This window comes from Streptomyces griseochromogenes, assembly GCF_001542625.1.
In the GTDB taxonomy this organism is placed as follows: domain Bacteria; phylum Actinomycetota; class Actinomycetes; order Streptomycetales; family Streptomycetaceae; genus Streptomyces; species Streptomyces griseochromogenes.
Map to the genome: position 1 here is coordinate 3650803 of NZ_CP016279.1, position 26663 is coordinate 3677465.

The 26663-nt window shown below is 70.1% G+C and carries 25 protein-coding genes; 12 read left to right on the forward strand and 13 right to left on the reverse strand.

What is annotated here, in order from left to right:
* Window positions 1-44 precede the first annotated feature (44 nt).
* On the forward strand, window positions 45-1034 hold the full coding sequence (locus tag AVL59_RS15505; protein WP_067304248.1) for a methyltransferase: 990 nt from the start codon (window positions 45-47) through the stop codon (window positions 1032-1034).
* Window positions 1019-2566, forward strand: a complete 1548-nt coding sequence (locus AVL59_RS15510) for an amidase (RefSeq protein WP_079146713.1) — start codon at window positions 1019-1021, stop codon at window positions 2564-2566. Before AVL59_RS15505 ends, AVL59_RS15510 begins: the two co-directional genes overlap by 16 nt.
* Window positions 2567-2599: 33 nt before the next feature.
* On the opposite strand, the gene AVL59_RS15515 is transcribed toward AVL59_RS15510, so the two are convergent.
* Together AVL59_RS15515 and AVL59_RS15520 are read right to left on the reverse strand one after the other, a co-directional pair.
* Complete coding sequence (locus AVL59_RS15515; protein ID WP_067304253.1) at window positions 2600-4723, reverse strand: CHAT domain-containing WD40 repeat protein; 2124 nt, start codon at window positions 4721-4723, stop codon at window positions 2600-2602.
* A gap of 25 nt (window positions 4724-4748) precedes the next feature.
* Window positions 4749-5456, reverse strand: coding sequence for a tetraspanin family protein (locus AVL59_RS15520; RefSeq protein WP_067304256.1), 708 nt, complete (start codon window positions 5454-5456; stop codon window positions 4749-4751).
* A 142-nt stretch (window positions 5457-5598) separates the two neighbouring features.
* Here AVL59_RS15520 and AVL59_RS15525 point away from each other — a divergent pair, with 142 nt between their 5' ends.
* On the forward strand, window positions 5599-5925 hold the full coding sequence (locus AVL59_RS15525) for a CU044_2847 family protein (protein ID WP_067304259.1): 327 nt from the start codon (window positions 5599-5601) through the stop codon (window positions 5923-5925).
* 21 nt (window positions 5926-5946) lie between these two features.
* Here AVL59_RS15525 and AVL59_RS15530 read toward each other — a convergent pair whose 3' ends face one another.
* The 6 genes from AVL59_RS15530 to iolD all read right to left on the reverse strand — a co-directional run bounded on the left by AVL59_RS15530 (window position 5947) and on the right by iolD (window position 14200).
* Window positions 5947-7971: a beta-galactosidase gene (locus AVL59_RS15530; RefSeq protein WP_067304261.1), complete on the reverse strand. Its 2025-nt coding sequence runs from the start codon at window positions 7969-7971 to the stop codon at window positions 5947-5949.
* A 35-nt stretch (window positions 7972-8006) separates the two neighbouring features.
* On the reverse strand, window positions 8007-8900 hold the full coding sequence (locus tag AVL59_RS15535) for a carbohydrate ABC transporter permease (RefSeq protein ID WP_067304264.1): 894 nt from the start codon (window positions 8898-8900) through the stop codon (window positions 8007-8009).
* Window positions 8897-9877: a carbohydrate ABC transporter permease gene (locus AVL59_RS15540; RefSeq protein WP_067304267.1), complete on the reverse strand. Its 981-nt coding sequence runs from the start codon at window positions 9875-9877 to the stop codon at window positions 8897-8899. The genes AVL59_RS15535 and AVL59_RS15540 overlap by 4 nt, the downstream gene beginning before the upstream one ends.
* Window positions 9878-9885: 8 nt before the next feature.
* Window positions 9886-11199 carry an ABC transporter substrate-binding protein gene (locus AVL59_RS15545; protein ID WP_067304269.1) on the reverse strand — a complete coding sequence of 438 codons (1314 nt, stop codon included), beginning with the start codon at window positions 11197-11199 and terminating at the stop codon, window positions 9886-9888.
* Window positions 11200-11491: 292 nt separating this feature from the next.
* Window positions 11492-12277 (reverse strand): GntR family transcriptional regulator, encoded by a 786-nt coding sequence (locus tag AVL59_RS15550; RefSeq protein WP_067304272.1) that lies wholly within the window; start codon window positions 12275-12277, stop codon window positions 11492-11494.
* Between the two features lie 39 nt (window positions 12278-12316).
* A complete protein-coding gene (gene iolD / locus AVL59_RS15555) occupies window positions 12317-14200 on the reverse strand; it encodes a 3D-(3,5/4)-trihydroxycyclohexane-1,2-dione acylhydrolase (decyclizing) (protein ID WP_067304275.1) in 1884 nt (627 codons plus the stop codon).
* A gap of 174 nt (window positions 14201-14374) precedes the next feature.
* Between iolD and AVL59_RS15560 the strand changes: the two genes are divergently transcribed.
* The 5 genes from AVL59_RS15560 to AVL59_RS15580 all read left to right on the forward strand — a co-directional run bounded on the left by AVL59_RS15560 (window position 14375) and on the right by AVL59_RS15580 (window position 18587).
* On the forward strand, window positions 14375-15394 hold the full coding sequence (locus AVL59_RS15560) for a sugar ABC transporter substrate-binding protein (protein WP_067304277.1): 1020 nt from the start codon (window positions 14375-14377) through the stop codon (window positions 15392-15394).
* Complete coding sequence (locus tag AVL59_RS15565) at window positions 15394-16470, forward strand: ABC transporter permease (protein ID WP_067304280.1); 1077 nt, start codon at window positions 15394-15396, stop codon at window positions 16468-16470. The genes AVL59_RS15560 and AVL59_RS15565 overlap by 1 nt, the downstream gene beginning before the upstream one ends.
* A gap of 6 nt (window positions 16471-16476) precedes the next feature.
* Window positions 16477-17388, forward strand: a complete 912-nt coding sequence (locus AVL59_RS15570; protein ID WP_067304283.1) for an ATP-binding cassette domain-containing protein — start codon at window positions 16477-16479, stop codon at window positions 17386-17388.
* Window position 17389: 1 nt separating this feature from the next.
* Window positions 17390-18298, forward strand: a complete 909-nt coding sequence (locus tag AVL59_RS15575; RefSeq protein ID WP_067304285.1) for a sugar phosphate isomerase/epimerase family protein — start codon at window positions 17390-17392, stop codon at window positions 18296-18298.
* A 91-nt stretch (window positions 18299-18389) separates the two neighbouring features.
* The gene (locus AVL59_RS15580; RefSeq protein WP_067304288.1) at window positions 18390-18587 is read left to right on the forward strand and encodes a hypothetical protein; all 198 of its coding nucleotides are present in this window, start codon (window positions 18390-18392) and stop codon (window positions 18585-18587) included.
* A 137-nt stretch (window positions 18588-18724) separates the two neighbouring features.
* On the opposite strand, the gene AVL59_RS15585 is transcribed toward AVL59_RS15580, so the two are convergent.
* Both AVL59_RS15585 and AVL59_RS15590 read right to left on the reverse strand, forming a co-directional pair.
* Complete coding sequence (locus AVL59_RS15585) at window positions 18725-19729, reverse strand: Gfo/Idh/MocA family protein (RefSeq protein WP_067304291.1); 1005 nt, start codon at window positions 19727-19729, stop codon at window positions 18725-18727.
* Between the two features lie 41 nt (window positions 19730-19770).
* Complete coding sequence (locus AVL59_RS15590; protein WP_067304294.1) at window positions 19771-20547, reverse strand: SDR family oxidoreductase; 777 nt, start codon at window positions 20545-20547, stop codon at window positions 19771-19773.
* A gap of 172 nt (window positions 20548-20719) precedes the next feature.
* Between AVL59_RS15590 and AVL59_RS15595 the strand changes: the two genes are divergently transcribed.
* The gene (locus AVL59_RS15595; protein WP_067304297.1) at window positions 20720-21751 is read left to right on the forward strand and encodes a LacI family DNA-binding transcriptional regulator; all 1032 of its coding nucleotides are present in this window, start codon (window positions 20720-20722) and stop codon (window positions 21749-21751) included.
* Here AVL59_RS15595 and AVL59_RS15600 read toward each other — a convergent pair.
* Window positions 21732-22892: a Gfo/Idh/MocA family protein gene (locus tag AVL59_RS15600; protein ID WP_067304300.1), complete on the reverse strand. Its 1161-nt coding sequence runs from the start codon at window positions 22890-22892 to the stop codon at window positions 21732-21734. The genes AVL59_RS15595 and AVL59_RS15600 overlap by 20 nt on opposite strands.
* 144 nt (window positions 22893-23036) lie before the next feature.
* Between AVL59_RS15600 and AVL59_RS15605 the strand changes: the two genes are divergently transcribed.
* Window positions 23037-24041 (forward strand): LacI family DNA-binding transcriptional regulator, encoded by a 1005-nt coding sequence (locus AVL59_RS15605; RefSeq protein WP_067304302.1) that lies wholly within the window; start codon window positions 23037-23039, stop codon window positions 24039-24041.
* On the opposite strand, the gene AVL59_RS15610 is transcribed toward AVL59_RS15605, so the two are convergent.
* Complete coding sequence (locus AVL59_RS15610) at window positions 24031-24375, reverse strand: cupin domain-containing protein (protein ID WP_067304305.1); 345 nt, start codon at window positions 24373-24375, stop codon at window positions 24031-24033. The two genes, AVL59_RS15605 and AVL59_RS15610, sit on opposite strands and share 11 nt — an antisense overlap.
* 143 nt (window positions 24376-24518) lie before the next feature.
* On the opposite strand from AVL59_RS15610, the gene AVL59_RS15615 reads away from it, so the two are divergent.
* A complete protein-coding gene (locus AVL59_RS15615; protein ID WP_067317317.1) occupies window positions 24519-25034 on the forward strand; it encodes a hypothetical protein in 516 nt (171 codons plus the stop codon).
* 32 nt (window positions 25035-25066) lie between these two features.
* Window positions 25067-25948, forward strand: coding sequence for a dioxygenase family protein (locus AVL59_RS15620; RefSeq protein WP_067304308.1), 882 nt, complete (start codon window positions 25067-25069; stop codon window positions 25946-25948).
* A gap of 75 nt (window positions 25949-26023) precedes the next feature.
* On the opposite strand, the gene AVL59_RS15625 is transcribed toward AVL59_RS15620, so the two are convergent.
* Window positions 26024-26602, reverse strand: coding sequence for a TetR/AcrR family transcriptional regulator (locus AVL59_RS15625; RefSeq protein WP_067304310.1), 579 nt, complete (start codon window positions 26600-26602; stop codon window positions 26024-26026).
* Between the last annotated feature and the right edge of the window lie 61 nt (window positions 26603-26663).

Genomic DNA, 26663 nt, shown 5'->3' on the forward strand with positions numbered 1-26663 from the left:
TTCCGATGGAAATCTCACCGAGTCACATTCCCAGTCTCAGCTGGGTGTCCAAGTCGCTGTCCGTCGCGGCGCGCCTCGGTGTCGCCGACGCACTCGGCGACGCCCCGGTTCCGATCGGCGAGCTCGCCGACCGGATCGGGGCACATCCGGCTGCTCTCGACAGTCTGGTGCGCGTCCTCTCCTCGTTCGGTATCTTCGCCGTCGACGATCAGGGCGCCGTGTCCCATTCCGCGCTGTCCGATCCGCTGCGCAGCGATCACCCGCAGTCCATGCGCAACTTCTGCATTCTGTCGGGCGAGATGTACTACGAGGCGTGGAACGGCCTTCTCCACACCGTGCGGACCGGCGAGTCGGGATCTCGGCATGTCTTCGGACGGTCGGTCTACGACCACATGGACGAGAATCCGGAAACGGCCGAGGTGTACGACCGGGCCATGCAGGAACTGGCCCGTCCCGTCGCCGGTGAACTCGCCCGGCACTACGACTTCTCCGGTCGCACCCAGGTGGTCGATGTCGGGGGAGGCATCGGTGAACTGCTGAAGGGGCTGCTGTCCGCTCATCCGCATCTGCGGGGGCTGTGCGCCGACCGGGACGACGTCTGCGCCCGCGGAGCGGCCGACCTGCGGGCGTCCGGGAACGCCGGCCTGGCCGGCAGACTCCGCTTCCAGGCGGCGGACTTCCTGCGGGAGGTTCCCTCCGGCGGCGACGTCTATCTGCTCAAGAACGTCCTGCACAATTGGAATCGCGACAACAGCGTGCGCATCCTGGCGAACGTCAGACGGGCACTCGAAGCCACGGAGCGCTCCGGAACGCACGGCTCGCGACGGCCTGTTCTCCTCATCATCGAGCCCTTGGCCGAGGACGATCCGCACTCCTCCATCCGCTCCCTCTTCCAGATGGTCATCTGTGAGGAAGGCACCCGGGAGCGGACCCGCGAGGAGATGACCTCGCAGGTCCTCGACGCGGGCCTGGCGGCCGGGCTGATCACGTCCTTGTCGAGCGGGCACAGCGTCGTCGAATGCACCGCGAAATGAAGCCGGATGTCGTCGAGAACGTGACCGGCGCGGTGGCGCGCGCCGACCGATGGGACCGGTTCCTCGGCACCTTCCTCCAGCGCTGCCCGGACGAAGCACTCGCCGCCGCCGAGCGCCTCGTCCGCCGCGGTGACAACGGCCGTGTGCCGCTGTTCGGAGTCCTCATCGCCGTCAAGGACGTCATCGCGATCAGAGAAGGGCCGACGACCGCGCAGAGCCGGGTCTTCGATCCGGCCTGGTGGCGGGGCAGGGACGCCGGCGCGGTGTCCCGTCTGCGCTCGGCGGGCGCGATCGTGCTGGGCAAGACGTCCATGGCCGAGCACGCCATCGGGCGGCCGGACCCGACCGCGCCGCCGCCCGTCCCCCGCAACCCGTGGGACCTGGAGCGGTGGACCGGGGGATCGAGCTGCGGCAGCGCCAACGGCATCGGGCACGGGCTGTTCACCATCGGCATCGGAACCGACAGCAACGGCAGCCTGCGCGTCCCCGCGGCCTTCTGCGGAGTCACCGGTTTCAAACCCACTGCGGGCGCCACTCCCCAGGACGGCTGTCTGGCCCTCTGTCCGTCGCTCGACACCGTGGGCCCGACGGCGCGCACCGTGCGGGACTGCGAGCGTGCTCTCTCGGCCATGGCAGCCGGGGCGGCCGTGGACCTAGGCCGCCCTGTTCGCTGGAGGGAGGATCTGCGTGCGGTACGGGTGGGAGTACCTGCCGAACTGCTGGAGCAGGACGCGGACATCACCGACGACTGCCGTACCGTGTTTGCCGAAGCCCTCCGCCACATGAAGGACCTGGGTGCCGAGGTCGTACCCATCGAGTTCTCCGAATACCACCCACTCCTGGCCGCCCATCTGATCACCGTGCTCGTCGAGGCCTTCGGCAGCCATCGGGACAGATTGCGGCGCCACTGGACGGAGCTGGGGAGATCCTTCCGGCGGGCCATCGTGCTGGGCGGGCTCCTGACACCCGAGGCCTACGAGCGCGCGCAGACGACCCGGCGGCATGCCCTCGGTCTCATGCGCGAACGGTTCCGGACCTTCGACGCGGTCGCGACTCCGACCTGGCCCACGACGGCCCCCCGGCTCGACGACCCCGCCGCGTTGCGGCGGATCTCGGGTCTGCCCGGGATCTGGAATGCGCTGGGCTGTCCGGCGGTGGCACTTCCGATGGGGTTCGGTGCCGATGACCAGCCGCTCTCGCTCCAACTGGCAGGCGCGCCGGGAGACGACCTCCGGCTCGCGGAGATCGCCGACGTCTACCAGCGGCGCACCGGATGGCATCTGCGCACGCCGCCCCCGATCGACGAGCAGAGCACACCTACGGCCCGGACTCCGCCGTGGCAGCCGCCACCACCCGGGGAGACCGCGTCCTCACCCCGGCTGAGGAGGGCACTGACCGCGATCGGGATCACCGTCGAGGAGGACGACCTCGCAGCGCTGGAGAAGGCATGGCCGGGTATCGCCGGACTCCCCGGCCACCTCCAGGGGTTCGCCACGGCGACGGCACCGGAGAACCCCACGCACCGGGCCTGAGGCGGAAGCCGGGCCGCTCGGTCCGATGGAACGTCACGCCTCGGGCAGCCGGACACTGTGTACGACCTTGTCCTCGCCCGCGCCGGCGAGGAACCCGCCGTGCGGGTAGAACGCCACGGCGTTCACGGAGCGTTGGTGCCTGTGGGTGAGCAGCGACTCACCCGTGTCGGCCCGCCACACGCGGACGGTGCCGCCCTCGCTGCCGGTGGCGAGCATCGTGCTGTCGGGGCTGAATGCCACCGTCCGCAGACCGCTGTTGTGCTCCACGTGGAAGAGCGGAGTCCAGGTCTCCGTCTCCGTGGCCTGAGCCGTGTGGTCCTGGCTGCACGTAGCGATCTTCCGCCCGTCCGGAGACCAGGCGACATCGAGGACGAAGTCCCGGTGCGGAATCCGCGCCACCTGCCCGCCGGTGTCGATGTCCCAGACGTACGCGTTCTTGTCCTCGGACGCCGTGAGCAGTCGGCGCCCGTCCGGACTGAACCGTGCGGCCTTGACCGCGCGCGCGTGGCGCAGGGACAGGACACGGTTCCCGGTGTCGAGGTCCCACACGCAGGCCGTCGCATCCGCGCTCCCGGTGGCCAAGTATCTCCCGGTGGCGTCGAAGTCCACGGCGTTGACGAAATGCCGGTGGGCCAACTCGGCGACCATGGACCCGCTTGCCATGTCCCAGATGCGCGCGGCGTTGTCCGTGCTGCCGGCCGCCAGTCTGCCGCCGTCGGGGCTGAAGGCGATCGCGTTGACCATCGTGCTCCACCCGCCGAGCCGGTGCTCCCATGTCGAGTGGCCGGTGATCACGTCCCAGACCCGCACGAGCTTGCGGGAGCCGGTGGCGAGCAGGAGCCCCTGAGGGTGGACGGCCAGGCTGACGACCCAGTGCCCGGTGTCGATCTCCGTCCGTGGCGGTGTGATGTCGGGGGCGGGCTTCCTGGGTTCGGGAGTGCTCGGTCGGGGGGACGTTCGCACGGGCGGCGGCGCGGGCCTCTCGGTGGGCTTGACCTGGTCAGGGGCCTGCCAGATCTGGTTGATCTTCTTGACCACGGTCTGCGGGGGAGTGGGGGGTCGCGGAGAGGTGAAGTCGAAGAGCCGGGCGTCGCCGCTGCGCTGGTACAGGACGGGAGTGAAGCATTCGAGGCTGTCGTCCTTGTCGGCCCGCAGCGCGATACGGCCCGTGCGCACCGCCTCGTCGACCGGCCGGTTGGCCGCGAGGGCCTGGTAGAAGGCCGCGGAGAAGAGCACCGCCGCCTTGTCGGTCACCGCGAACTGCATGGCCACCACGGCCGGCACCGTGTACTCCAGCATGGCCGCGGTGCTGGAGAACAGATCCCGCGAGTGGGAGGTTCCGGTCTCGCAGCTGTTGAGTACGACGAGGCGCGGTGCGGGCTCGGCGATGCTGATGAGCGAGCCGAGCGCCTCGGCGTGCAGGGGATCCTCCCGGCCCTGCTCATCGGCGAAGACGATCATTCCCTGGCGTCGTTGATCGTCGAACTTTCCGTGGCCGATGAAGTGGAAGACGTGGCAGCCACCGAGCAACGCCGCCAAGAGATGCTGTTTGGTTCCCCCGGGCACCCAGTCGAGCTGCACCATCCTCTCGTCGATCAGCGGTTTGAGCGCTGTGCTCAGGCTCTCCCGCTCTGCCTCCGCGTCCAGTGCGCCCATCGAGCCGGGCAGGGACACCATGCCGAGGATGTGCAGCGGCGGCTCCACGTGCAGCGGCGAGACCGGCTCCAGCATCTCCACGTGGCGGATGATCGGGTGGTGCAGACACAGGTAGCCGCCGAGCTTCGGGTCGTGCAGCAGCTCCCAGGGCAGCGCGGCGAGTACGGGGGAGCGCACCCGGAGGACCATGCGCAGCCGCTGCCCGTGCTCCTGCGCCGTCTGCCTGCTGGCGAGGTACAGCGCTCTGATTGCGCTTTGAAATACAGCGTCGAAGAGAATGCCGCCGACCTGCCGGGCGGGCGCCTCCAGCTCGGTGCCCACGCTCCGTGAGCGCGCTGCGGACCCCAGAACGGCCGCCTCCAGGGCGGGCAGCCTGTTCAGCAGGTCCTCTGCGTCGATGTCGGCGATGGCGCTGTCCTGTCCGCACGGCGACGACACCTCGATGCGGTAGCCGTCGGACGCCTCGCTCATTTCGAGCACGAAGTCAGAATCCGCCGCCATGGCGCCCCTCTCTCCTCCGGCCGGGTCAGTGTCCCGCTTCGGACATGGTGTGAGAGGGCGTCGCGGGGGTGGCATCCTGATCCCCTGCGGGGACGGAGTCGTCGCTGTTCACCCATTTGATGAAGTCGGAGAGAAGCTGGGGATTCGCGGACTGGGCAAAGACGACGATGTTGTAGCGCCGGTCCGTGAAGACGGACACTGCGGTAGTCCCGGCCATGTAGCAAACCTGATCACCGACAGTGACGGACTGGTCGTTGAGGAACCACGGCCCTTTGCCCCCCTTCTTGAAGTCATCCGTGGTGGCGCAGGTGGCTCCCGAGAAGTTGCTCGGAGTGGCCTTGTCGAACCAGTACTTCTGCATCAAATTCACGTCGGGGAACAGGGTGAACCACACCTGCTCCGGGGTGGTGCTGGCATCCGTGCTGTCGCACTCTATTTGCACCGCACTCTTGGGGGATTCGGGGGATTCCGCACAGCTCAGGCCCGACTTGATGTTGTCCGGAATGTGTTTCCGGAGTTCCGCCAGCGAGGGCCTGTGCTGCTCGGTCTTGGTCACCATCCCCCACGCACCCCCGGCCAGCAGCACCACACCGAGAATCGCGAGCACGATACGTGGAGCCTTGTGCATCTTGGGAATGGTCATCAACCGCCGGGAGATGCCGCTGCCGATCAGTGCGGCCGCCAGGAGGAGAATTCCGATGACAATGAGAACGATCTCGACGGCGAGTGACATCGCTGAGCTCCTTCATGTGTGAAGCCGCAATCCGCGGCCGAAGCCCACCGACCCTGCCCTCGCCTCCGGCGCGCACGTTCGGGAATTGAAATAATCATCAACTAGCTGGCGCTACCCGGAAATTCGTGTTAATCCATAGTTTATGGCGATTGTAGAGTTCCCGCTACACGACGGCAGCGCCGTGCTCGTCAAGCTCTCCGACGAGCAGGCGCTGAGCCCGGTCCGCACCCGGGGTGCGTCGACGTCTGCGGTGATCGAGAGAGCCGAGGCCACGTTCGAGTCCGTCATGCACGCCGTACGGGCGGTGACCCGCGGCGTCGCGGCGCAGGTCGAGGACTTCGCGCAGCGGCCGGACGCCCTCGTCGTGGAGTTCGGGATCGAGTTGACCGCCCAGGCGGGGGCGGTCATCACGGCGGCCGGGGCCTCGGCCCAGCTGACCGTCAGTCTGACCTGGAACAACAAGTCCTGACCGACGGCAGCCGGGCTGCCGTCACCGCGCTTCGACGCGCGGTTCCCGTACGACGGCGATCTCACCCGGTGGGACCGTGACCGAGTCGTGTACCGCCTTGCCGGTGAGCAGTTCCGTCGCCCCCGGGAGGACCGGGATCGATGCGCCGTGGCCCGCGTGGTCGACGAGGAAGAGGTAGTCCGCGTCCGCGCCGCGCCGCCGGACCACTTCCACACCGGGCGGCGCGGTGCGGACCGGCTCGACGCCCGCCTCGGTGCGGATGCGGTCCAGGAGCGCGGCCAGCGTGGCCGGGTCGGGCAGGGTGGCCAGGTACCAGGTGGTGCCCGTGCCGTAGCCGCGCCGGGTCACCGCCGGGATGTCCTTCAGTGGGCCGTCGGCGTACGAGGCGATCGCCTCCGCGCCCTCCAGCCGCAGCCGCTCCGACCACAGCGTGCCCGTCGCGCCGTCCGGCACGGCGCCGCTCAGGGCGACCTGTTGCCCGGGCAGCAGCGGGAACGGCTCGTCGGAGCGCACGCCCAGTACGCCCCGGAACGCTCCCGGATATCCGCCCAGCCGCACATGGCAGTTCTCGTCCACCGCGCCGCTGTGGAAGCCGACGGCGAGCGTGCCGCCGCGTTCGGCGTACGCCGTGAGGTTCGCCGCGCCCGTCTCGTCGACCAGGTACAGGTTCGGGGCCAGGACCAGCCGGTAGCCGGAGAGGTCCGCGTCGGGCCGTACGAAGTCCACGGCCACGCCCGCCCGCCACAGCGGCTCGTACCAGGACCGCACCAGGTCCGGGTAGCGCAGCTCGCCGCTCGGCTGGGAGGGCAGCTCCAGGGCCCAGCGGGCGTTCCAGTCCCAGACGATCGCCACCTCGGCGGGGACCGTACTGCCGCGCACCTCGGCGAGGGCCCTGAGGTCGGCGCCGAGCCGGACCACGTCCTGCCAGATCCGGCTGTCGGTGCCCGCGTGCGGCAGCATCGCCGAGTGCCACTGCTCGGCACCCGCCTTCGCCGCCCGCCACTGGAAGTAGGCGATGCCGTCCGCCCCGCGCGCCACATGGCCCAGCGCGTTGCGGCGCAACTCGCCGGGGTTCTTGGCCCGGTTGACGGGCTGCCAGTTCACCGCGCCGGTGGAGTGCTCCATCAGCAGCCACGGGCCGCCGGCGAGCGAGCGCATCAGATCGCCGCTCAGCGCGATGTCGATCTCCGACTCGGGGTCGGTGGACATCAGGTAGTGGTCGTTGGCGACGATGTCCAGCTCCGGTGCCCAGCGCCAGTAGTCGAGGGCGTCGAAGGTGTGCATCACCATGAAGTTGGTGGTGGCCGGGATCGTGGGGGCCGCCGCTCGCAGCACGTCCCGTTCCGCCGTGTACAGCGACAGCAGTTCGTCCGAGCAGAAGCGGCGCCAGTCCAGCTGGTGTGTCGGGTTGGCTACGGCGCCGGTGGCGCGGGGCGGCAGGATCTCCTCCCAGTCGTAGTACCACTGCGACCAGAAGGCCGTGCCCCAGGCGTCGTTGAGGGCCGCCAGGTTCTCGCCGTAGCGGGTGCGCAGCCAGCGGCGGAAGGCCGCCGCGCTGGTGTCGCAGTAGCAGGCCGCGTTGTGACAGCCGTACTCGTTGTGCACGTGCCACATGGCCACGGCCGGATGACCGGCGTACCGCTCGGCCAGCGCGTTCGCGATGCGCAGGGCGGCCTCGCGGTAGGCGGGGCTGGACGGGCAGAACGTCTGGCGGCTGCCGTAGGAGAGGGTGCGGCCGTCACGGTCCACCGGCAACGCCTGCGGGTGCGCGCGGAAGAACCACGCCGGAGGCGCCGCCGTGGGCGTGGCCAGGTCGGCGGCGATGCCGTTCTCGTGCAGCAGGTCGAGGACCTTGTCCATGCGCGAGAAGTCGTACCGGCCCTCGGACGGCTCCAGCAGCGCCCAGGAGAAGATGCCGACGCTGACCAGGTTCACCCCGGCCTCGCGCATCAGGCGCATGTCCTCGGCCCACACCTCCTCGGGCCACTGCTCGGGGTTGTAGTCGCCGCCGTAGGCGATGCCGGGGACGGACAGGGTGCGCTTCACTGTGCTTTCTTCGTTCCCTTTCACGTGCGGGCGGATCAGCCTTTGTTGGAGCCCAGCGTCAGGCCGCTGACGAACTGGCGCTGGAGCGCGAAGTACACGATCAGCGTCGGGACCGCGGTGAGCAGAGCGCCCGCGGCGACCAGGTTGGGGTCGGTGAAGTACTGGCCGGAGAGGTTGTTCAGGGCCGAGGTGATCGGCATGTTCTCGCCGGTCGAGATCAGGACGAGGGCCCAGAAGAAGTCGTTGTAGATCCAGATCGACAGCAGGGTCGCCAGGGCCGCCATCGCCGGCTTGCACAGCGGCAGCGTGATCTGCCAGTACAGCCGCCACACCGAGGCGCCGTCGACGAGCGCGGCCTCCGTCAGTTCGTGCGGCAGGGAGCGCATGTAGTTGCTCAGCACGAACGCGCAGAAACCGGACTGGAACGCCACGTGGATGAGGACCAGGCCGAGCGCGGAGTCGTACAGTTTGCCGCTTGCCGTGATGCCCGGCAGATCCGTGAGCAGGTAGAGCCGGTACAGCGGGGTGATGATGACCTGCTGCGGCAGCAGGTTGCCCGCCGTGAAGACCAACAGCAGCGCGAGGTTGAGCCGGAAGTCGAAGCGGCTGACGTAGAAGGCGACCATCGACGACAGGAACAGCGTGAGCAGCACGGCCGGTACGGCGATGACCAGCGTGTTGCCGAAGTAGTGCAGCATGTCCGACTGCTGGAACGCGTTCTTGAAGTTGTCGAGGTTCAGTGTGTCCGGCCAGGAGACGTAGCCCTTGGCGCTGGTCTCGCTGTAGGGGCGCAGCGCCGAGAAGACCGCCCAGAGCAGCGGGGCGAGCCAGGCCAGGGCGGCGCCCGCGAGGAAGACGTGCAGCAGGACCCGGGCCGGCCGGATCGGGGCGCGCCGCTTCGATGGAGCGGTCACGGTGGAGGCGCTCACGATCGCCGCTCCTTCCGGAAGGTGGCCACCAGATACGGGATGATCACCGCGAGGGAGATCACGAGCAGGACGACGGCGATGGCCGACCCGTAACCGATGCGGCTGGACTCGCCGATGATGTTGTTGGTCACCAGGATCGACAGCAACTCGGTGCCCTGGGCGCCCTTGTTGAAGACGAAGACCAGGTCGAAGGCGCGCAGTGCCTCGATGATGGTGACGACGAGGACGACCGTGTTGGTCGGGCGCAGGGTCGGGAAGATGACGTTCTTGAACGTCTGCCACTCATTGGCGCCGTCCAGCGCGGAGGCCTCCCTGAGGGACGGGTCGACACTCTTCAGACCGGCCAGGTACAGGATCATCATGTAGCCGGCGTGCCGCCAGGACGCGGCGATCAGGACGGCCCACAGATTGAGCTTGGGGTCGCCGATCCAGTCGATGTAGTGGCCGGGCTTGTTGGCCCCGATGATGCTGTTGATCAGGCCCGTGTCCGGGTTGTAGACCAGCTGCCAGACGAAGCCGATGCAGGCCATCGAGATGACGACCGGCAGGAAGAACGCCGTCTGGTAGACACGGCTGAACCGGATCTTCTTGTCCAGCTGCACCGCCAGGAACAGGCCGAGCGGCGTCGGGATCAGGATCAGCACCACGAACCAGATGACGTTGTGCTGGACGGCCGGCCAGAACTGCGGGTTGTCGTCGAAGAGCTGTTTGAAGTTGTCGAGGCCCACCCACTTGATCGAGTCGAACCCGATGCCGTCCCAGGTGGTGAAGGCGAGCGCGATGGAGGCGAGGGCCGTGACCCAGACCAGGGCCACGTGCAGGACCGTGGGCACGCCCGCCATCAGGGCGAGCGTGATCCGGTCACGGCGGGTCAGCAGGCGCCGGTGGCCCCGCGCGGCCCGCTTCTTCTCAAGCGCAGTGCCCGGAGGCGGCGCGGCGGCCGTCTCCGGGGACTTCGTGGTCGTGTCCGTCGTCATCGGGCTGCTCACGAGGACGCGAAGATCTGCTTCTTCTGGCGCTCGATCGACGACAGCAAGCCGTCCACGCCCTTGGGGTTCTGGAGGAACTTCTGCAGCCCGGGCTGCATCACCGTGGAGGTGAAGTCCGGCCGGGAGTCGCGGTCCATGAACTGGGTGAGGGTCTTGGCGTTGCCGATCATCTCGAACGCCTTCTTCTGCAGCGGCGAGTAGGAGGAGGTGTCGGCCTTGCTGGAGGCGGCCACCACGCTCGGGTCGGTCTTCAGATAGACCTCCTCGGCCGCCGGGGTGCCCAGGTACTCCAGCAGCTTCACGACACCGGCGTGGTTCTTCGGGGACTTGCTCACCATGAAGCCGTCGGTCGGCGCCTCCACGGTGTCCTGGCCGTACGCGGAGTTGATCTCCGGGAAGGGGAAGAAGTCGAGGTCGTCCAGGTCGGCCTTGTCGGTGAACTGCTGGGCCACGAAGGAGCCCAGGAGGTACATGCCGGCCTTCTTGGCAACCAGCGTCTGGGCGGCGTCCTGCCAGGTGCGGCCCATGAAGCCGTCCTGGTGGTAGGGCAGGAGCTCGGCCCAGTGGTCGAAGACGGCCTTGACCTTGGCGTCGGTCCAGGAGGCCTTGCCGGCCATCAGCTGGACGTGGAAGTCGTAGCCGTTGAGGCGGAAGTTGATCTGGTCGAAGGTGCCCATCGCCGGCCAGGCGTCCTTGTCGCCGAAGGCGATCGGGACCAGGCCGTCCTTCTTCATCTGCTTGCACAGGGCGACCAGTTCGTCCCAGGAGGCGGGGACCTTGTAGCCGTGCTGCTGGAAGACGCTCTTGCGGTAGAAGATCGCCCAGGGGTACGTGGTCAGCGGCACGAAGTAGTACTTGCCGTCCTCGCCCTTGCTGAGCTTCTTCATCGCGTCGGGGAAGTTGTCCCCGATCTTCGCCCACACGTCGTCGATCGGCGTGGCCAGCTTCTTCGCCGCGAAGAACTGCATGCGGTATCCGGCGAACCAGTTGAACACGTCGTCCGGTGTGCCCTGCAGATACGAGTTGATCTGCTCCTGGAAGGTGTTGTGGTCCTTCGTGTTCACATCGACGGTGAGACCGGACTGCTTCTTGAAGGCCGCGTAGACGCTCTCGAAGGCCTTCTTCGGCACCGCGTCGGAGGCGTTGGAGCCGAGAGTGACGGTCTTCGGGTCGGAGGACGAGCCGCTGCCGCCGCAGGCGGAGAGCAGGGGTATGCCGGCACCGGCGAGGAGGGCGGCACCGCCCGCTCCGCGCAGCAGCGAACGGCGGCTGGGACCCGGGACGGCAAGGCCGGAAGGGGAGAGGCGCATGGCGGCTCCTGAGGAATACAGGGTTCGGTCAAGGGGATGAGTCGATCACCGAAAGGTCCTCGAAACCGATCAGAAACCAACTCGACCGAACATCGTGGGCGTAATAACAGCCCCATGTCCGCTCATGCGTCAATAGCTCTGGTCGTACTGGGTGGTCTCTTGCCCGAAACGTAATCGTCATCGCCACCAGCGGCGTTGTTGACGGGACAGGCAAAACGGCCCCCGCGGCGGACGCGGCCGCGGGAGCTGTGTGAACACGGGTGGTTCCGTTTCCGGGTCTGACCAGCGGCGGTCAGGGCCTGACCAGCAGCTGGAAGTCGAAGGTGTACCTGGAGGCCCGGTAGACATGGGTGCCGTACTCCACCGGCCGGCCGGTGTCGTCGTAGGCGGTGCGCTGCATGGTGAGCAGGGCCGCGCCCTCCTTCTCGTCCAGCAGGGCGGCCTCCTCGGGGGTGGCGCTGCGGGCGCCGACGGACTGGCGGGCACTGTGCAGCGTGATGCCCGCCGAGCGCATCATCCGGTACAGGCCCGTCGACTCCAGCCGCTCGGTGTCGAGTTCGAGCAGGTCCGCGGGCAGGTAGTTGCACAGGAACGCCACCGGCTGGCCGTGCGTGCGGCGCAGCCGCTCCAGCACGACGACCTCGGCGCCCTCGGGGATGCCGAGGGCCGCGGCCACGTCGGCGCTCGCCGGAACGCGTTCGCCCCGCAGCACCTGAGTGGTCGGTCCCTGCCCGGCCGACTCCAGGTCGTCGTAGAGGCTGCTCAGTTCGAGCGGCCGTTTGACCTGGCTGTGCACCACCTGGGTGCCCACTCCGCGGCGGCGCACCAGTAGGCCCTTGTCGACCAGGGACTGGATCGCCTGGCGGACGGTGGGCCGGGACAGGCCGAGGCGCACGGACAGATCGACCTCGTTGCCCAGGAGGTTCCCCGGGGTGAGGATCCCGTGTTCGATCGCCGCCTCCAGCTGCTGGGCGAGCTGGTAGTAGAGCGGCACCGGACTCGTGCGGTCCAGGTCGAAGTCGAGGGAGTCGAGCGCGGAGACGGTCACGGGACGAGCGGAGTCACCGGTCCTCGTCACGGTGCACCTCCTTCCGGAGCGCGGACGGGGCGGGGTTGTTCACAGGTGCCGGCGGCGGCCGGCGACCTGGCGGTCGTATTCCTCGCGGGCGCGCAGTGCCGCCTCGCGGGTGGCGGCCCCGGCGACCGGCACGTCCCACCAGGCCTCGGCTCCGGGAGCGGTGGGTGCCGGGTCGGTCTCCACGTAGACACAGGTGGGGACGTCGGCCGCGCGTGCGGCGGTCAGCGCCTCGCGCAGCTCCCGCACCGTCTTGGCGCGGAGCACCTCCATGCCGAGGCTCGCGGCGTTGGCGGCCAGGTCCACGGGCAGCGGGGCGCCGCTGAAGGTGCCGTCGGCCGCCCGGTACCGGTAGGCGGTGCCGAAGCGCTCGCCGCCCACCGACTCCGACAGGCCGCCGATGGAGGCGTACCCGTGGTTCTGGATCAGGACCAGCTTGACGGGCAGCCGCTCCTGGACGGCGGTGACGATCTCGGTCGGCATCATGAGGTAGGTGCCGTCGCCGACCAGCGCCCACACCACCGTGTCCGGGGCGGCCTGCCGTACCCCGAGCGCGGCCGGGATCTCGTAGCCCATGCAGGAGTAGCCGTACTCCAGGTGGTACTGGCGCCGCGAGCGGGTCCGCCACAGCTTGTGCAGATCGCCGGGGAGCGAGCCCGCGGCGTTGATGACCACGTCCTCGTCCCCGACGACCGCGTCCAGCGCGCCGAGCACCTGCGTCTGGGTCGGTACGGCGTCCTCGTCGCCGGCCCGGTAGGCCGCCTCGACGACCCGCTCCCAGCGCTCCTTGCCGGCCCGGTACGCGGTCTCGTACGCCGCGTCGACGCGGAAGCCGGCCAGTCGCGCGGTGAGCGCTTCCAGGACGGCCCGCGCGTCGGCCACCACGGTCTGCGCGGCGAGCTTGTGGGCGTCGAAGGCGGTGATGTTGAGGTTGAGGAAGCGGACCTCGGGGTCCTGGAAGAGGGTGCCGGAGGCCGTGGTGAAGTCCGTGTAGCGGGTGCCTACGCCGATCACCAGGTCGGCGGTGCGGGCGAGGTCGTCGGCGACCGCGGTGCCGGTGTGGCCGATGCCGCCGACGTCGGCCGGGTGGTCGTGGCGCAGGGAACCCTTGCCGGCCTGGGTGGCGGCGACCGGGATGCCGGTCGCGTCCGCGAGAGCCTTCAGGGCGTCCTCGGCGCGGCTGTGGTGGACCCCGCCGCCCGCGACGACGAGCGGCCTGCGCGCGGCCCTGATCGCCCGGACGGCCGCTGAGAGCTCGGTGGGGTCCGGCGCGGGACGCCGTACGGTCCACACGCGCTCGGCGAAGAACTGCTCGGGCCAGTCGTACGCCTCGGCCTGTACGTCCTGGGGCAGGGCGAGGGTGACGGCGCCGGTCTCGGCCGGGTCGGCGAGGACGCGCATGGCCTGGAGCGCGGACGGGATGAGCTGCTCGGGGCGGGTGATCCGGTCGAAGTAGCGGGACACCGGGCGCAGGGTGTCGTTGACCGACATGTCGAACTGGCCCGGATGCTCCAGCTGTTGCAGCAGCGGGTCGGCCGGGCGGGTGGCGAAATAGTCGCCGGGCAGGAGCAGCACGGGCAGCCGGTTGACGGTGGCCAGGGCGGCGCCGGTGACCAGGTTGGTCGCGCCCGGGCCGATGGACGTCGTCACGGCCTGGGCCGAGAGGCGGTCGAGCTGGCGGGCGTGCCCGACGGCCGCGTGCACCATCGCCTGCTCGTTGCGGCCCTGGTGATACGGCATGACGTCGCTGTATTCGATCAGCGCCTGGCCGATGCCCGCCACGTTCCCGTGCCCGAAGATGCCCCAGGTGCCGGCGATCAGCCGGTGCCGTTCGCCGTCGCGTGCGGTGTACTGGGCGGACAGGAACCGCACCAGCGCCTGGGCGACGGTCAGACGGCTCGTCGCTTCACTCGTCGAGAGGCTCATGCCTCCCAGGTGTAGGTGCCGAGGGGCAGCACTGTCAATGGTTTGTACTTACATTCGGACCTGCTGGTGAAATTATGTCTTAACAAAGTATTGACAGCGGGCTCCGCAGGGACTTTGATCCCGTCCCAACGCAACAGCGTCCCTTCCCCCGTAGCACAGTGAGGTGCAGGAACGATGGACCGCTCTTCTCACTCCCGCTCCCGCAGGCTGGCCCCCGTCGTGGCCGTGGCCGCCGCGGCAGCTCTCACCCTCGCCGGCTGCTCCAGCAGCTCCGGGGGGAAGAAGTCCGAAGAGGGAGGATCGAACGCCTCGGCGGGCAAGGCGAACACCCCGCGGATGACGGTCGCGCTGGTCACCCACCAGTCGCCGGGCGACACCTTCTGGGACATCGTCCGCAAGGGCGCCGAGGCCGCCGCCGCCAAGGACAACATCAAGCTCGTCTACTCCGCCGACCCGAACGCCGGCAGCCAGGCCAACCTGGTGCAGAACGCGGTCGACCAGAAGGTCGACGGCATCGCGCTCACCCTGGCCAAGCCGGACGCGATGAAGGACGTGATCAAGAAGGCGACCGCGGCGAAGATACCCGTGGTGGGCCTGAACTCCGGGGTCAGCGACTGGAAGAAGCTCGGACTGCTGCAGTTCTTCGGGCAGGACGAGGGCGTGGCGGGCGAGGCGTTCGGCAAGAAGCTGAACGAGGTCGGCGCCAAGAAGGCCGTCTGTGTGATCCAGGAGCAGGGCAACATCGGCCTCACCCAGCGCTGCGACGGCGTGAAGAAGACGTTTTCCGGCACGACTGAGACGCTGTACGTGAACGGCACCGACATGCCGTCGGTGAAGTCGACGATCACGGCCAAGCTCAAGCAGGACAGCTCCATCGACTACGTCGTCACCCTCGGCGCCCCCATCGCCCTGACCGCCGTGCAGTCGGTGGGCGACGCCGGCAGCAAGGCCAAGGTCGCCACGTTCGACCTGAACAACCAGCTGACCAGCGCCATCAAGAAGGGCGACATCCAGTTCGCGGTGGACCAGCAGCCGTATCTGCAGGGCTACCTGGCGGTCGACTCCCTGTGGCTGTACAAGAACAACGGCAACTACAGCGGCGGCGGCGAGCAGCCCGTGCTCACCGGCCCGGCCTTCGTCGACAAGTCCAACGTCGACCAGGTCGCCCAGTTCGCCGCGAAGGGCACCCGGTGATGAGCATGACCCAGCAGGCTGAGCCGGCGGTCGGCGGGCCGCCGGCGTCCGCCCCCAAGGAGACCGACGGCCGCACCGCCCGGCGCCCCCTGGCCCTCAGGCTGCTGGCCCGGCCCGAAGTGGGTGTCTTCCTCGGCGCCGTGGCCGTTCTGATCTTCTTCCTGATCGCCGCGCCCTCACTGCGCCAGGGCAGCTCGATGGCCACGGTCCTCTATCAGTCCTCGACCATCGGCATCATGGCCCTTCCGGTGGCCCTGCTGATGATCGGCGGCGAGTTCGATCTGTCCTCCGGTGTCGCCGTGATCACCTCCGCGCTCACCGCGAGCATGCTCAGCTACCAGCTGACCGTGAACGTGTGGACCGGCGTGATCGTCGCCCTCGTCGCCTCGCTCGCGATCGGCGCCTTCAACGGCTGGATGGTGGTCAAGACCGGGCTGCCCAGCTTCCTGGTCACCCTCGGCACCTTCCTGATCCTCCAGGGTGTCAACCTGGCCGTGACCAAGTGGGTCACCGGCAACGTCGCCACCGACGACATCAGCAACATGGACGGCTTCGACCAGGCGAAGAAGATCTTCGCGTCCTCCGTCGACATCGGGGGCGTCGAGGTGAAGATCACGATCTTCTACTGGCTGGCCTTCGCGGCCCTGGCCACCTGGGTGCTGCTGCGCACCAAGTACGGCAACTGGATCTTCGCCGTCGGCGGCAACAAGGACAGCGCCCGCGCCGTCGGCGTCCCGGTGAACTTCACCAAGATCACCCTGTTCATGCTGGTCGGCTTCGGTGCCTGGTTCATGGGCATGCACAACCTGTTCTCGTTCAACACGGTGCAGTCCGGCGAGGGTGTCGGCCAGGAGCTGATCTACATCGCCGCGGCCGTCATCGGCGGCTGTCTGCTCACCGGCGGCTCCGGCTCCGCCATCGGCCCGGTCTTCGGCGCGTTCATGTTCGGCATGGTGAATCAGGGCATCGTCTTCGCCGGCTGGAACCCCGACTGGTTCAAGGCCTTCCTCGGCGTGATGCTCCTCGGCGCCGTCCTGATCAATCTGTGGGTCCAGCGCACGGCGACCCGGAGGTAAGACCCGATGAACAGCAACGGAACCGGCACCCATGGCGCCGTCCTCCAGGACTCCGTCCCCGCCGGGGACGGCCCGATCGTGGAACTGCGCGGCGCGGGCAAGTCCTACGGCAACATCCGCGCCCTGCACGGCGTCGACCTCAAGGTCCACACCGGCCGGGTGACCTGCGTCCTCGGTGACAACGGCGCCGGCAAGTCCACCCTCATCAAGATCATCTCCGGGCTGCACCAGCACACCGAGGGCGACTTCCTCGTGGACGGCACCCCGGTGCGCTTCAGCACCCCGCGCGAAGCCCTCGACCGCGGCATCGCCACCGTCTACCAGGACCTCGCCACCGTCCCCCTCATGCCCGTGTGGCGCAACTTCTTCCTCGGCTCCGAGATGACCAAGGGACCCTGGCCCGTCCGCCGCCTGGACATCGCCCGCATGAAGCAGACCGCCGACCAGGAACTGCGCAACATGGGCATCGTCCTGGACGACCTGGAACAGCCCATCGGCACCCTCTCCGGCGGCCAGCGCCAGTGCGTGGCCATCGCCCGCGCCGTCTACTTCGGCGCCCGGGTCCTGATCCTGGACGAGCCCACCGCCGCCCTCGGCGTCAAACAGTCCGGAGTCGTGCTGAAGTACATCGCCGCCGCCCGCGACCGCGGCCTCGGCGTCATCTTCATCACCCACAACCCGCACCACGCCTACATGGTCGGCGACCACTTCAGCGTGCTGCGCCTCGGCACCCTCGAACTGTCCGCCGACCGCAGCGAGGTCAGCCTGGAGGAGCTGACCAACCACATGGCCGGCGGGGCCGAACTCACCGCCCTCAAGCACGAACTGGCCCAGGTACGCGGTGTCGACGTCGAGGAACTCCCGGAAGAGGAGGACCTCACCGCTCCCGTGGCGACCTCCCCCGAAGGGACCACCTGACATGGCGAACCCCTCTGCCCTGGACCGCATCCGGGTCGGCTCGGCCCCCGACTCGTGGGGCGTCTGGTTCCCCGACGATCCCCGGCAGGTCCCCTGGGAACGCTTCCTGGACGAGGTGTCCGAGGCCGGCTACGACTGGATCGAACTGGGCCCCTACGGCTATCTCCCCACCGACCCCGCCCGCCTGACGGACGAGCTGGGCCGGCGGAACCTGAAGGTGTCGGCCGGTACGGTCTTCACCGGCCTGCACCGCGGGCCGGCCGTCTGGGACGAGACATGGACCCATGTCAGCCAGGTCGCCGCCCTCACCCGGGCCATGGGCGCGCGGCACCTCGTCGTCATCCCCTCCTTCTGGCGGGACGACAAGACCGCCGAGATCCTGGAGCCGCCGGAGCTGACGGCCGAGCAGTGGGCGCACCTGACCAAGGGCATGGAAAGGCTCGGCCACGAGGTCAAGGAGGCGTACGGCCTCGAACTCGTCGTCCACCCGCACGCCGACACCCACATCGACACCGAGGACCATGTCGAGCGGTTCCTGGACTCCACCGACTCCGAACTGGTCAACCTCTGCCTGGACACCGGGCACTACGCCTACTGCGGCGGGGACAGCGTCAAGCTGATCGAGACCTACGGCGAGCGTATCGGCTACCTGCACCTCAAGCAGGTCGACCCGGACGTCCTCGCCGAGGTCGTGGCGGACGAGGTGCCGTTCGGGCCGGCCGTGCAGCGGGGTGTGATGTGCGAACCGCCGTCCGGTGTGCCCGCGTTGGGGCCCGTCCTGGAGGCGGCGCAGCGGCTCGGCGTGGAGCTGTTCGCGATCGTCGAGCAGGACATGTACCCGTGCGAGCCGGACAAACCGCTGCCGATCGCGCTCCGCACACGCAGGTTCCTGAGGTCGTGCGGGGCCTGAGGGGTTCGGTCCGGCCATGGCCGGGAACCAACGGGGGCGTGCGGGCGTTCTGACGGATGACGGGGGACGCCCGCGAGGACGGGAGGACGAGATGGCACAGCACAGGGAACTCCACGAAACCCCCCAGCAGGCCGCCGAGGGCACCGGCAGCCCGAGCCCCAACCGTTTCAGCCGCTTGCCCGAGCGGATACGCCCCGAGGACACGGTGGAGACGAAGCCGGCGACGCTGCCCGACCCGGCGCGCGACCAGTACAACGCGGACGAGTGGCTGGTGCGCTACTGCCTCTGAGCTGCCGCACCGGACGGGACGGCGCCGTGAGCGAACAGGCTCTCGGCGCCGTCCCGTTTTTCGTTCGCGTCGCGGTCACCGCGCACACGCAGACGGGGCACGACGGGTGAGCCGTGCCCCGTGGCGTCAGGGTCGGGTCAGGCCCCGCGTACCTCCGCGATCGTCACCGGCCGGTGCTCGTGCAGGGACAGGGTGCACGCCTCGGCGATCCAGCCCGCCTCCAGGGCGTCCTCGACGGTGCAGGGGGAGGGGCGGGTGCCGGCCACGACCTCGGTGAACGCGGTCAGTTCGGCGCGGTAGGCCTCGGTGAAGCGGTCCATGAAGAAGTCGTGCGGGGTGCCCGCCGGGAAGCTCACGCCGGGTTCGACCGAGCGCAGCGGCAACTGGTCGTCCAGACCCACCGCGATGGAGTCCTTGAAACCGTGCAGCTCCATGCGGACGTCGTAACCGCGGGCGTTGTGACGGGAGTTGGAGACCACCGCGATCGTGCCGTCGTCCAGGGTGAGGACCGCGCCGGTGGTGTCGGCATCGCCCGCCTCCCTGATGTAGTCGGCACCCCGGTTGCCGCCGACCGCGTACACCTCGGTCACCTCGCGGCCGGTCACCCAGCGGATGATGTCGAAGTCGTGCACGGAGCAGTCGCGGAAGATGCCGCCGGAGGCGGCGATGTACGCGGCCGGCGGGGGCGCCGGGTCCAGGGTGGTCGAGCGGACCGTGTGCAGCTTGCCCAGCTCGCCGGCCCGGACCGCGGCCCGTGCGGCGACGAAGCCCGCGTCGAAGCGCCGGTTGTAGCCGATCTGGATCGGCACCCCGCTGCCCCGTACGGCCTTGAGGACCTCGACGCCCTCCGTCATGGTGCGGGCGACGGGCTTCTCGCAGAAGACGGGGACGCCGGCCTCGACACCGGCCAGGATGAGCGCGGGGTGGGCGTCGGTCGCGGCCGCCACGACGATGCCGTCCACGCCGGCGGCCAGCAGCGCCTCGGGCGAGTCGGCGACCTCGGCCCCGAAACGCTCGGCCGCGGCCTTGGCCGCGTCCGCGAAGGGGTCGGTGACGACGAGGGACTCGACGGCGTCGAGTCCGGAGAGGGTCTCGGCGTGGAAGGCGCCGATGCGGCCGAGGCCGAGGATTCCGATGCGCATGAGGGTGCGGCTCCTAGAGGTGATGGTGCTGAAGGGGAGAGTCAGTCGAGTCCGCCGAGCACGTTCTGGTCCCAGTCGATCACCGATCCGGTGACCACGCCCGAGCGGTCGGACAGCAGGAGGACCACGAAGTCCGCGATCTCGTCCGGCCGGCCGAGCTTGCCCATCGGCAGCCGGGCGGCGGCCTGCTCACGCCAGTCGTCGCCCGCTCCGTGGAAGGAACGCTGGGTGGCGTCCTCGCCCTCGGTCGCGGTCCAGCCGATGTTCAGGCCGTTGATCCGGATCCGGTCCCAGCGGTGGGCGTGCGCCGCGTTCCGGGTCAGGCCCGCAAGACCCGCCTTCGCGGCGACGTACGGCGCGAGGAACGGCTGCCCGCCGTGCGCCGAGGAGGTGATGATGTTGACGATCGTGCCCGGCGCCTTGCGGGCCACCATGTCGGCGACCGCCGCCTGCATCGCGAAGAACGGCCCCTTGAGGTTGACCGCGATGTGCGCGTCGAACAGCTCGGGCGTGGTGTCCAGCAGCGTGCCCCGGGAGGTCAGACCCGCCGAGTTCACCAGGCAGTCGATCCGCCCGTACGCGTCGATCACCTCGGCCACGGACGCCTTGGCCTGCTCGGCGTCGGCCAGGTCGGCACGCACGAACATCGCCTTGCCGCCGGCCGCCGAAAGCTCGGTCACCAGCGCCTCGCCGGGTTCGCTGCGACGGCCCGTGACGGCCACCACGGCGCCCTCACGGACGGCGGCCCGCGCGATCGCGGCACCGACCCCCTGGCTGCCGCCGTTGACCAGGACGACCTTGTCGTCGAGAAGTCCCATGTGTCGTTCGCCCTTTCAGCTCGCGCACCGCCCGGCGCCGGCCCGTCGCTGCTCACTGAGGCGGCGGGCTTCCCTTCGGGCACGGGAGCGACGCGGCCCTGTCATTCTTGTCAGTACAAACCCCTCGAACAACCAGCAGGCAGCCATCAAAAACCCCTCAAGGAGCCGGTCCATGGGCCATCCGTTCCCCCTCCGGGAAATCGCACGTCAGGCAGGCCTGAGCGAGGCCACGGTGGACCGTGTGCTGAACGGCAGGGGAGGGGTGCGCGAGAGCACCGCCCAGGAGGTGCACCGGGCCATCGCCGACCTGGACCGGCAGCGCACCCAGGTCCGGCTGGTCGGCCGTACCTTCATGGTCGACATCGTGGTGCAGGCCCCCGAGCGGTTCTCCACGGCCGTGCGGGCCGCGCTGGAGGCCGAGCTGCCCTCGCTGCACCCGGCCGTCGTCCGCTCCCGCTTCCACTTCCGCGAGACCGGTCCGGCGGCCGAGCAGGTCAGGACGCTGGACCGGATCGCCCGCCGGGGCTCGCAGGGCGTGATCCTCAAGGCGCCGGACGTCCCCGAGGTCACCGCCGCCGTCGGCCGGCTCACCGCGGCCGGCATCCCGGTCGTCACCCTGGTCACCGACCTGCCCGCCAGCGGCCGCCTCGCGTACGTCGGCATCGACAACCGGGCGGCGGGCGCCACCGCCGCCTACCTCGTGGGCCAATGGCTCGGCGACCGGCCCGGCCATGTCCTCACCAGCCTGAGCAGCGGCTTCTTCCGCAACGAGGAGGAGCGCGAGATGGGCTTCCGCGGCGTCATGCGAGCCCGGCACCCGGAGCGCACCCTGGTGGAGATCGCCGAGGGCCAGGGCCTGGACGCCACCCAGTACGACCTGGTCCGCGCCGCCCTGGAGCGCGACCCGCAGATCCGTGCCGTGTACTCCATCGGCGGCGGCAACAACGCCACCCTGCGCGCCTTCGCCGACCTCGGCCGAGACTGCTCGGTCTTCGTCGCGCACGACCTCGATCACGACAACACCCGTCTGCTGCGCGAACACCGCCTGTCCGCCGTCCTCCACCACGACCTGCGGCACGATCTGCGCGAGGCCTGCCACGAGGTGATGCGCCACCACGGCGCCCTGCCGCCCGCCGGAGCGGTCCGGCCGTCCGCGATCCAGGTGGTCACCCCCTACAACATGCCTACGACGCAGGCAGGCTGACCCATGCCCCGCTCTCGGCCGACGCCGCCATGGCGTCCAGCACGGCCGCGCTGTGCACCGCGTCGGCCAGGGTCGTGCCGTACGGCCTGCCCTCGGCGACCGAGCGCAGGAAACGGTAGGCCTCGATCACCTTCAGGTCGTCGTAGCCCATCGCGTTGGCCGCGCCCGGCTGGAACGCGGCGAACTCGCCGTCGCCCGGGCCGACGTACACCGTGCTCACCGGCTGGTCCTGGTACGTCGTGCCGCGGCTGAGGGCCAACTCGTTCATCCGCCGGAAGTCCCAGAAGACCGCGCCCCGGGTGCCGTGCACCTCGAAGCCGTAGTTGTTCTGCTCGCCGACCGAGACCCGGCAGGCCTCCAGGACCCCGCGGGCGCCGGAGGCGAACCGCAGCAGGCAACTGGCGTAGTCCTCGTTCTCGACCGGACCGGGTTCGCCGCCCGAGGCGAGCGCGTGACCGGCGGTGGCGCCCGTCGGGCGGGCTCGTTCCGGGACGAAGACCGCCGTGTCGGCGGTCAGGGAGGCGATGTCGCCGAGCAGGAAGCGAGCCAGGTCGGCGCCGTGCGAGGCCAGGTCGCCGAGCACCCCGCTGCCGCCGCGCTCACGCTCGTACCGCCAGGTCAGGGCGCCGTCCGGATGGGCCGCGTAGTCGCTGAACAGGCGGATGCGCACATGCGTGACCCGGCCGATGTCACCGGAGGCGATCAGGTCACGGGCGGCCTCGACGGCGGGCGCGTTGCGGTAGTTGAAGCCGACCGCGCCCTGGACGCCGGCCTTGGCGGCCGCGTCGGCCACCGCGCGGGCGTCCTCGCCGGTCAGGCCCACGGGCTTCTCGATCCAGAGGTGCTTGCCCGCCTCGGCCATCGCCACGCCGATCTCCCGGTGCAGGAAGTTGGGCGCGGTGATGCTGACAGCCCGCACGCGCGGGTCGGTGGCCACCTCGCGCCAGTCCCGGGTGGCGGTGGCGAACCCGAACCGCTCGGCGGCCTCCTCGGCCCGGCCCGGCACCTCCTCGGCCACCGTCACCAGCTCGGGCCGCAGGGACAGCTGCGGATAGTGGTGCCGGACGCGGGCGTACGCCTGCGTGTGCACCCGCCCCATCCAGCCGAACCCGACGACGGCGACACCGAGCGCATCCACCATGACAGCCCCTCTTTGGACCGGTCCATATCCTGTCCGGGCCCACCTTTGTACGGACATGGCCCGCACGTCAACCCGTGGGTCGGAGGGTACGGCCTTGTGTCAGCCCTTTGACAGCGCGGCGAGTTTCATGGAACGGTCCAAGTCATGAAACCGCCGACGATCCGCGACGTGGCCGAACGGGCCGGAGTGTCCAAGTCGCTGGTCTCGTTGGTGCTGCGCGGCTCCGGCCAGGTCCGCGCCGAGAAACGGGACGTCGTCCTGAAGGCCGTGCGCGAGCTGGGCTACCGGCCGAACGCGGCCGCCCGCAGCCTCAGCGAGCAGCGCACCCGCACCGTCGGCGTCCTCCTCGACGACCTGCGCAACCCCTGGTTCGTCGATCTCCTCGACGGCCTGAACTCCCTGCTGCACGCGGCCGGCCTGCACATGCTGCTCGCCGACGCGCGGCTGAACCGGCGCATGGGCCACGACCTCGCCGAACCCTTCCTGGACCTGGGCACCGACGGCCTCGTGGTCGTCGGCACGGTCCCGGGCGCGGGCGGGCTCGGCGCGCTCGCGCGGCGGATGCCGGTGGTCGTGGCGGGTGCCCGGGAGCCGCAGCCGCCGGGCGTGGACGTCGTCGCCGGGGACGACGAGCACGGCGCCCGCCTGGCCACCGAGCACCTGCTCGCCCTCGGCCACCGCCGGATCGCCCATCTCGCGGGCCACGGCGCGGTCGGCGAGCTGCGCCGGCGCGGCTTCGAGGCGGGAATGCGGGCGTACGGCGCCGAACCGCTCGTCGAACCCGGCGACCTGACCGAGGAGGGCGGCTACCGGGGCACCGTACGGCTGCTCAGCCGCCCCGACCGGCCCACGGCGGTCTTCGCCGTCAACGACATGGCCTCGGTCGGCGCCCTCTCGGCGGCCGAGGAGCTGGGCCTGAGGGTGCCGCGGGACCTGTCGGTGGCCGGGTACGACAACACGAGCATCTCCCGGCTGCGGCATGTGTGGCTGACCACCGTCGACACCGCCCCGCACGAGGTCGGCCGGCGCGCCGCCCGCTGTCTCCTGGACCGCTTCGAGCGGCCGGATGGCGAGGGGCGCGTGCACCTGGCCGTACCGACGCTTCAGATCCGGGGGACGACAGCGGCGCCGCCCGAGCTCACAGATTGATCGCGTACGCCTTGCGCAGCGTCTCGTGCACGGTCCACGTCGTGCGGTCGCCCTCGCGCAGCACGGCCATGTCGCCGGGCCCCACCGTCAGCGTCGGACCGCCCTCGACCTCGATCGTCGCCGACCCGCTGATCACCACGAACAGCTCGTCCGCCTCGGTGTCGGTCACCACGCCGGGCGTGATCTGCCAGATCCCCCGGATCTGCCGGCCGTCCGCCGACTCCCAGACCACCTTCCCGGTCACCTCGGGGTTCCCGGAGACGATCTGCTCCGGGGCGAGGGGTTCGGGTTCGAGGTCGGCGGCTGGGATGTGGAGCGCGAAGCTGTGCGTCATGAGGCGACCCTAACCAGGATCCGCGGCGCGCGGCCGTCGACAGTGTGTGCGGCATCGGGGCTGGTGGGAGGACACTTCGTCGGGCCACGCGGACCGGCGGTGCGGACTGGCGGCGGCGCGGGGCGCAGGTGATCGTGGAGGGCATGGCTGACTCCACGGCGGCCGCCGTCGAACCGCACCGGCGGCACGACACGCACGAGGCCATCCTGTTCGGCGGTGTCTACGGCGCCGTCCTCGCCAGCTCGATGGTCGCCGCGCTCTCCCAGTACGGCCACAGCTCGGCCGCCGGCCGCCGCTACGACGCCATCTGGCTGCTGGTCACCGCGCTCGCCTCCGCCCTCGCCCACGGCTACGCCCACTACATCGCCGAGCGCGCACCGCACCGCCGCTGGGACGTCCTGCGCGCCCTGGTCGACGAATGGCCGCTGGTCACGGCCGTCCTGCCGACGGTCTTCCTGCTCGCGGGCGCGGGCTGGGGCTGGTGGCCCCCGAACGGCGTCCAGTACCGGGTGTTCGTCCTGAACATCGCGATCCTCTTCGCCCTCGGGGTGGTCACCGCCCGCTGGTCGGCACGCAGTTGGCCGCGCGCCGTCCTCATCGGTCTGATCGACGCCGTGCTCGGGGTGGTCGTGGTGGTGGCCAACGCGCTCATCAAGTAGACGACCGGCGTCCCGCCGGGCATGGACTCGGTATGACCACTGAAGACGCCGTAACCGAAGCGGCCGCCGCCGACGTCACCCGTCAAGCCGTCGACAGCCTCCGCGCCACCGCCGACCCCCGGCTGCGCGACCTGCTCACCGCACTTGTCCGGCACCTGCACGCCTTCGCCCGCGAGACGCGGCTGACACAGGCGGAGTGGGAGCGGGCGATCGGCTTCCTCACGGCCACCGGGCAGGCCTGCACGGAGACCCGGCAGGAGTTCATCCTCCTCTCGGACGTCCTCGGCCTGTCCACACTCGTCGAGACGCTGCGCGGGAACAGCGCGCCCGGCACCACCGAGTCGACCGTCCTCGGCCCCTTCCACCTGACGAAGTCCCCGGTGCGGGAGCTCGGTGACAGCGTCGACCTGGTGGGCGACGGCGAGCCCTGCGTGATCAGCGGCCGGATCCGGTCCGCCGACGGCACCCCGCTGCCCGGCGCGGTCCTGGACGTGTGGCAGGCCGACGGGCACGGCTTCTACGACGTCCAGCAGCCCGAGGTCCAGCCGGCCGGCAACGGGCGCGGCCTGTTCACCACCGACACCGAGGGCCGCTTCCGGTTCCGCACCTGTGTGCCCGGCTCCTACCCGGTCCCCGTCGACGGGCCCGTGGGCACCCTGCTCCGGGCCACCGGCCGCCACCCCTACCGCCCCGCGCACATCCACTTCATCGCGACGGCCGACGGCCACACCCCGGTCACGACCCACGTCTTCGTGGCGGGCGACGCCTACCTGGACTCGGACGCGGTGTTCGCCGTGAAGGAGAGCCTGGTCCAGGACTTCCCCCTGACCGACGACCCGTCGCTGGCCCGTGAGCTCGGCCTGCCGAACCCGTTCCGGCATGCTCGCTTCGACCTCGTACTGGAACGCGGCTGAGGGCGGCAGGCCGCCGCTTCCCCGTGCGGCGGGCGGGACGGGAGACGAGGAGGGCGCGCCGCGGGCCGGCGGGCCTCAACGGACGGCGCGTACCCCGTCCAGCGCGATCGCGAGCACCCGGTCGCGCTGGGCGTCGTCGTCGAAGGCCGTCGCCGTGATACCGGCGACCATCCGCAGCAGATCGCCGAAGTCCATGTCCGTGCGGGCCACGCCCGCCTTCTGGGCGCGCTCCAGCAGCGGACCGCCCGCCGCGTACATGGAGTCGCGGCAGGCCATGAAGATGTCCGACTCGTCGTTCAGGGCCTCGCGGACCGCGCGCTTGGTGACCATGTAGCCGGCGAACCGGTCCAGCCAGCCCGTCAGGGCCTCCCACGGCTCCCGGTCGGCGACCTCCACGGCCGCCCGGCACAGGGCGTTCACCTCGTCCGCGTAGACGCTCTCGAAGAGGTCGCGGCGGGCGGGGAAGTTCCGGTACAGGGTGCCGATGCCGACGCCCGCACGGCGCGCGATGTCCTCCAGGGAGGCCTCCGCCCCGTGCTCCGCGAAGGCCTCGCGGGCGGCCGCGAGCAGGGCGTCGTAGTTGCGGGCGGCGTCCTTACGGTGCGGCCGACGGGACGCGACGATCTCGCTGACGGGGAACGGCGTGGCCGTCACTGCTGCCTCCCGGAAGGGATCGATTGAACCGGAGGAGTGCCTCCGGTAGAGTGGAGGGGTA

Coding starts and splice junctions, on each gene's coding strand:
- AVL59_RS15575 (WP_067304285.1), top strand. CDS start 17,390: ATGGCGAACCCCTCTGCCCTGGACCGCATCCGGGTCGGCTCGGCCCCC.
- AVL59_RS15525 (WP_067304259.1), top strand. CDS start 5,599: ATGGCGATTGTAGAGTTCCCGCTACACGACGGCAGCGCCGTGCTCGTC.
- AVL59_RS15585 (WP_067304291.1), bottom strand. CDS start 19,729: ATGCGCATCGGAATCCTCGGCCTCGGCCGCATCGGCGCCTTCCACGCC.
- iolD (WP_067304275.1), bottom strand. CDS start 14,200: ATGAGCCTCTCGACGAGTGAAGCGACGAGCCGTCTGACCGTCGCCCAG.
- AVL59_RS15615 (WP_067317317.1), top strand. CDS start 24,519: ATGGCTGACTCCACGGCGGCCGCCGTCGAACCGCACCGGCGGCACGAC.
- AVL59_RS15560 (WP_067304277.1), top strand. CDS start 14,375: ATGGACCGCTCTTCTCACTCCCGCTCCCGCAGGCTGGCCCCCGTCGTG.
- AVL59_RS15570 (WP_067304283.1), top strand. CDS start 16,477: ATGAACAGCAACGGAACCGGCACCCATGGCGCCGTCCTCCAGGACTCC.
- AVL59_RS15600 (WP_067304300.1), bottom strand. CDS start 22,892: ATGGTGGATGCGCTCGGTGTCGCCGTCGTCGGGTTCGGCTGGATGGGG.
- AVL59_RS15610 (WP_067304305.1), bottom strand. CDS start 24,375: ATGACGCACAGCTTCGCGCTCCACATCCCAGCCGCCGACCTCGAACCC.
- AVL59_RS15515 (WP_067304253.1), bottom strand. CDS start 4,723: ATGGCGGCGGATTCTGACTTCGTGCTCGAAATGAGCGAGGCGTCCGAC.
- AVL59_RS15590 (WP_067304294.1), bottom strand. CDS start 20,547: ATGGGACTTCTCGACGACAAGGTCGTCCTGGTCAACGGCGGCAGCCAG.
- AVL59_RS15540 (WP_067304267.1), bottom strand. CDS start 9,877: ATGACGACGGACACGACCACGAAGTCCCCGGAGACGGCCGCCGCGCCG.
- AVL59_RS15510 (WP_079146713.1), top strand. CDS start 1,019: ATGCACCGCGAAATGAAGCCGGATGTCGTCGAGAACGTGACCGGCGCG.
- AVL59_RS15565 (WP_067304280.1), top strand. CDS start 15,394: ATGAGCATGACCCAGCAGGCTGAGCCGGCGGTCGGCGGGCCGCCGGCG.
- AVL59_RS15580 (WP_067304288.1), top strand. CDS start 18,390: ATGGCACAGCACAGGGAACTCCACGAAACCCCCCAGCAGGCCGCCGAG.
- AVL59_RS15595 (WP_067304297.1), top strand. CDS start 20,720: ATGGGCCATCCGTTCCCCCTCCGGGAAATCGCACGTCAGGCAGGCCTG.
- AVL59_RS15520 (WP_067304256.1), bottom strand. CDS start 5,456: ATGTCACTCGCCGTCGAGATCGTTCTCATTGTCATCGGAATTCTCCTC.
- AVL59_RS15620 (WP_067304308.1), top strand. CDS start 25,067: ATGACCACTGAAGACGCCGTAACCGAAGCGGCCGCCGCCGACGTCACC.
- AVL59_RS15605 (WP_067304302.1), top strand. CDS start 23,037: ATGAAACCGCCGACGATCCGCGACGTGGCCGAACGGGCCGGAGTGTCC.
- AVL59_RS15545 (WP_067304269.1), bottom strand. CDS start 11,199: ATGCGCCTCTCCCCTTCCGGCCTTGCCGTCCCGGGTCCCAGCCGCCGT.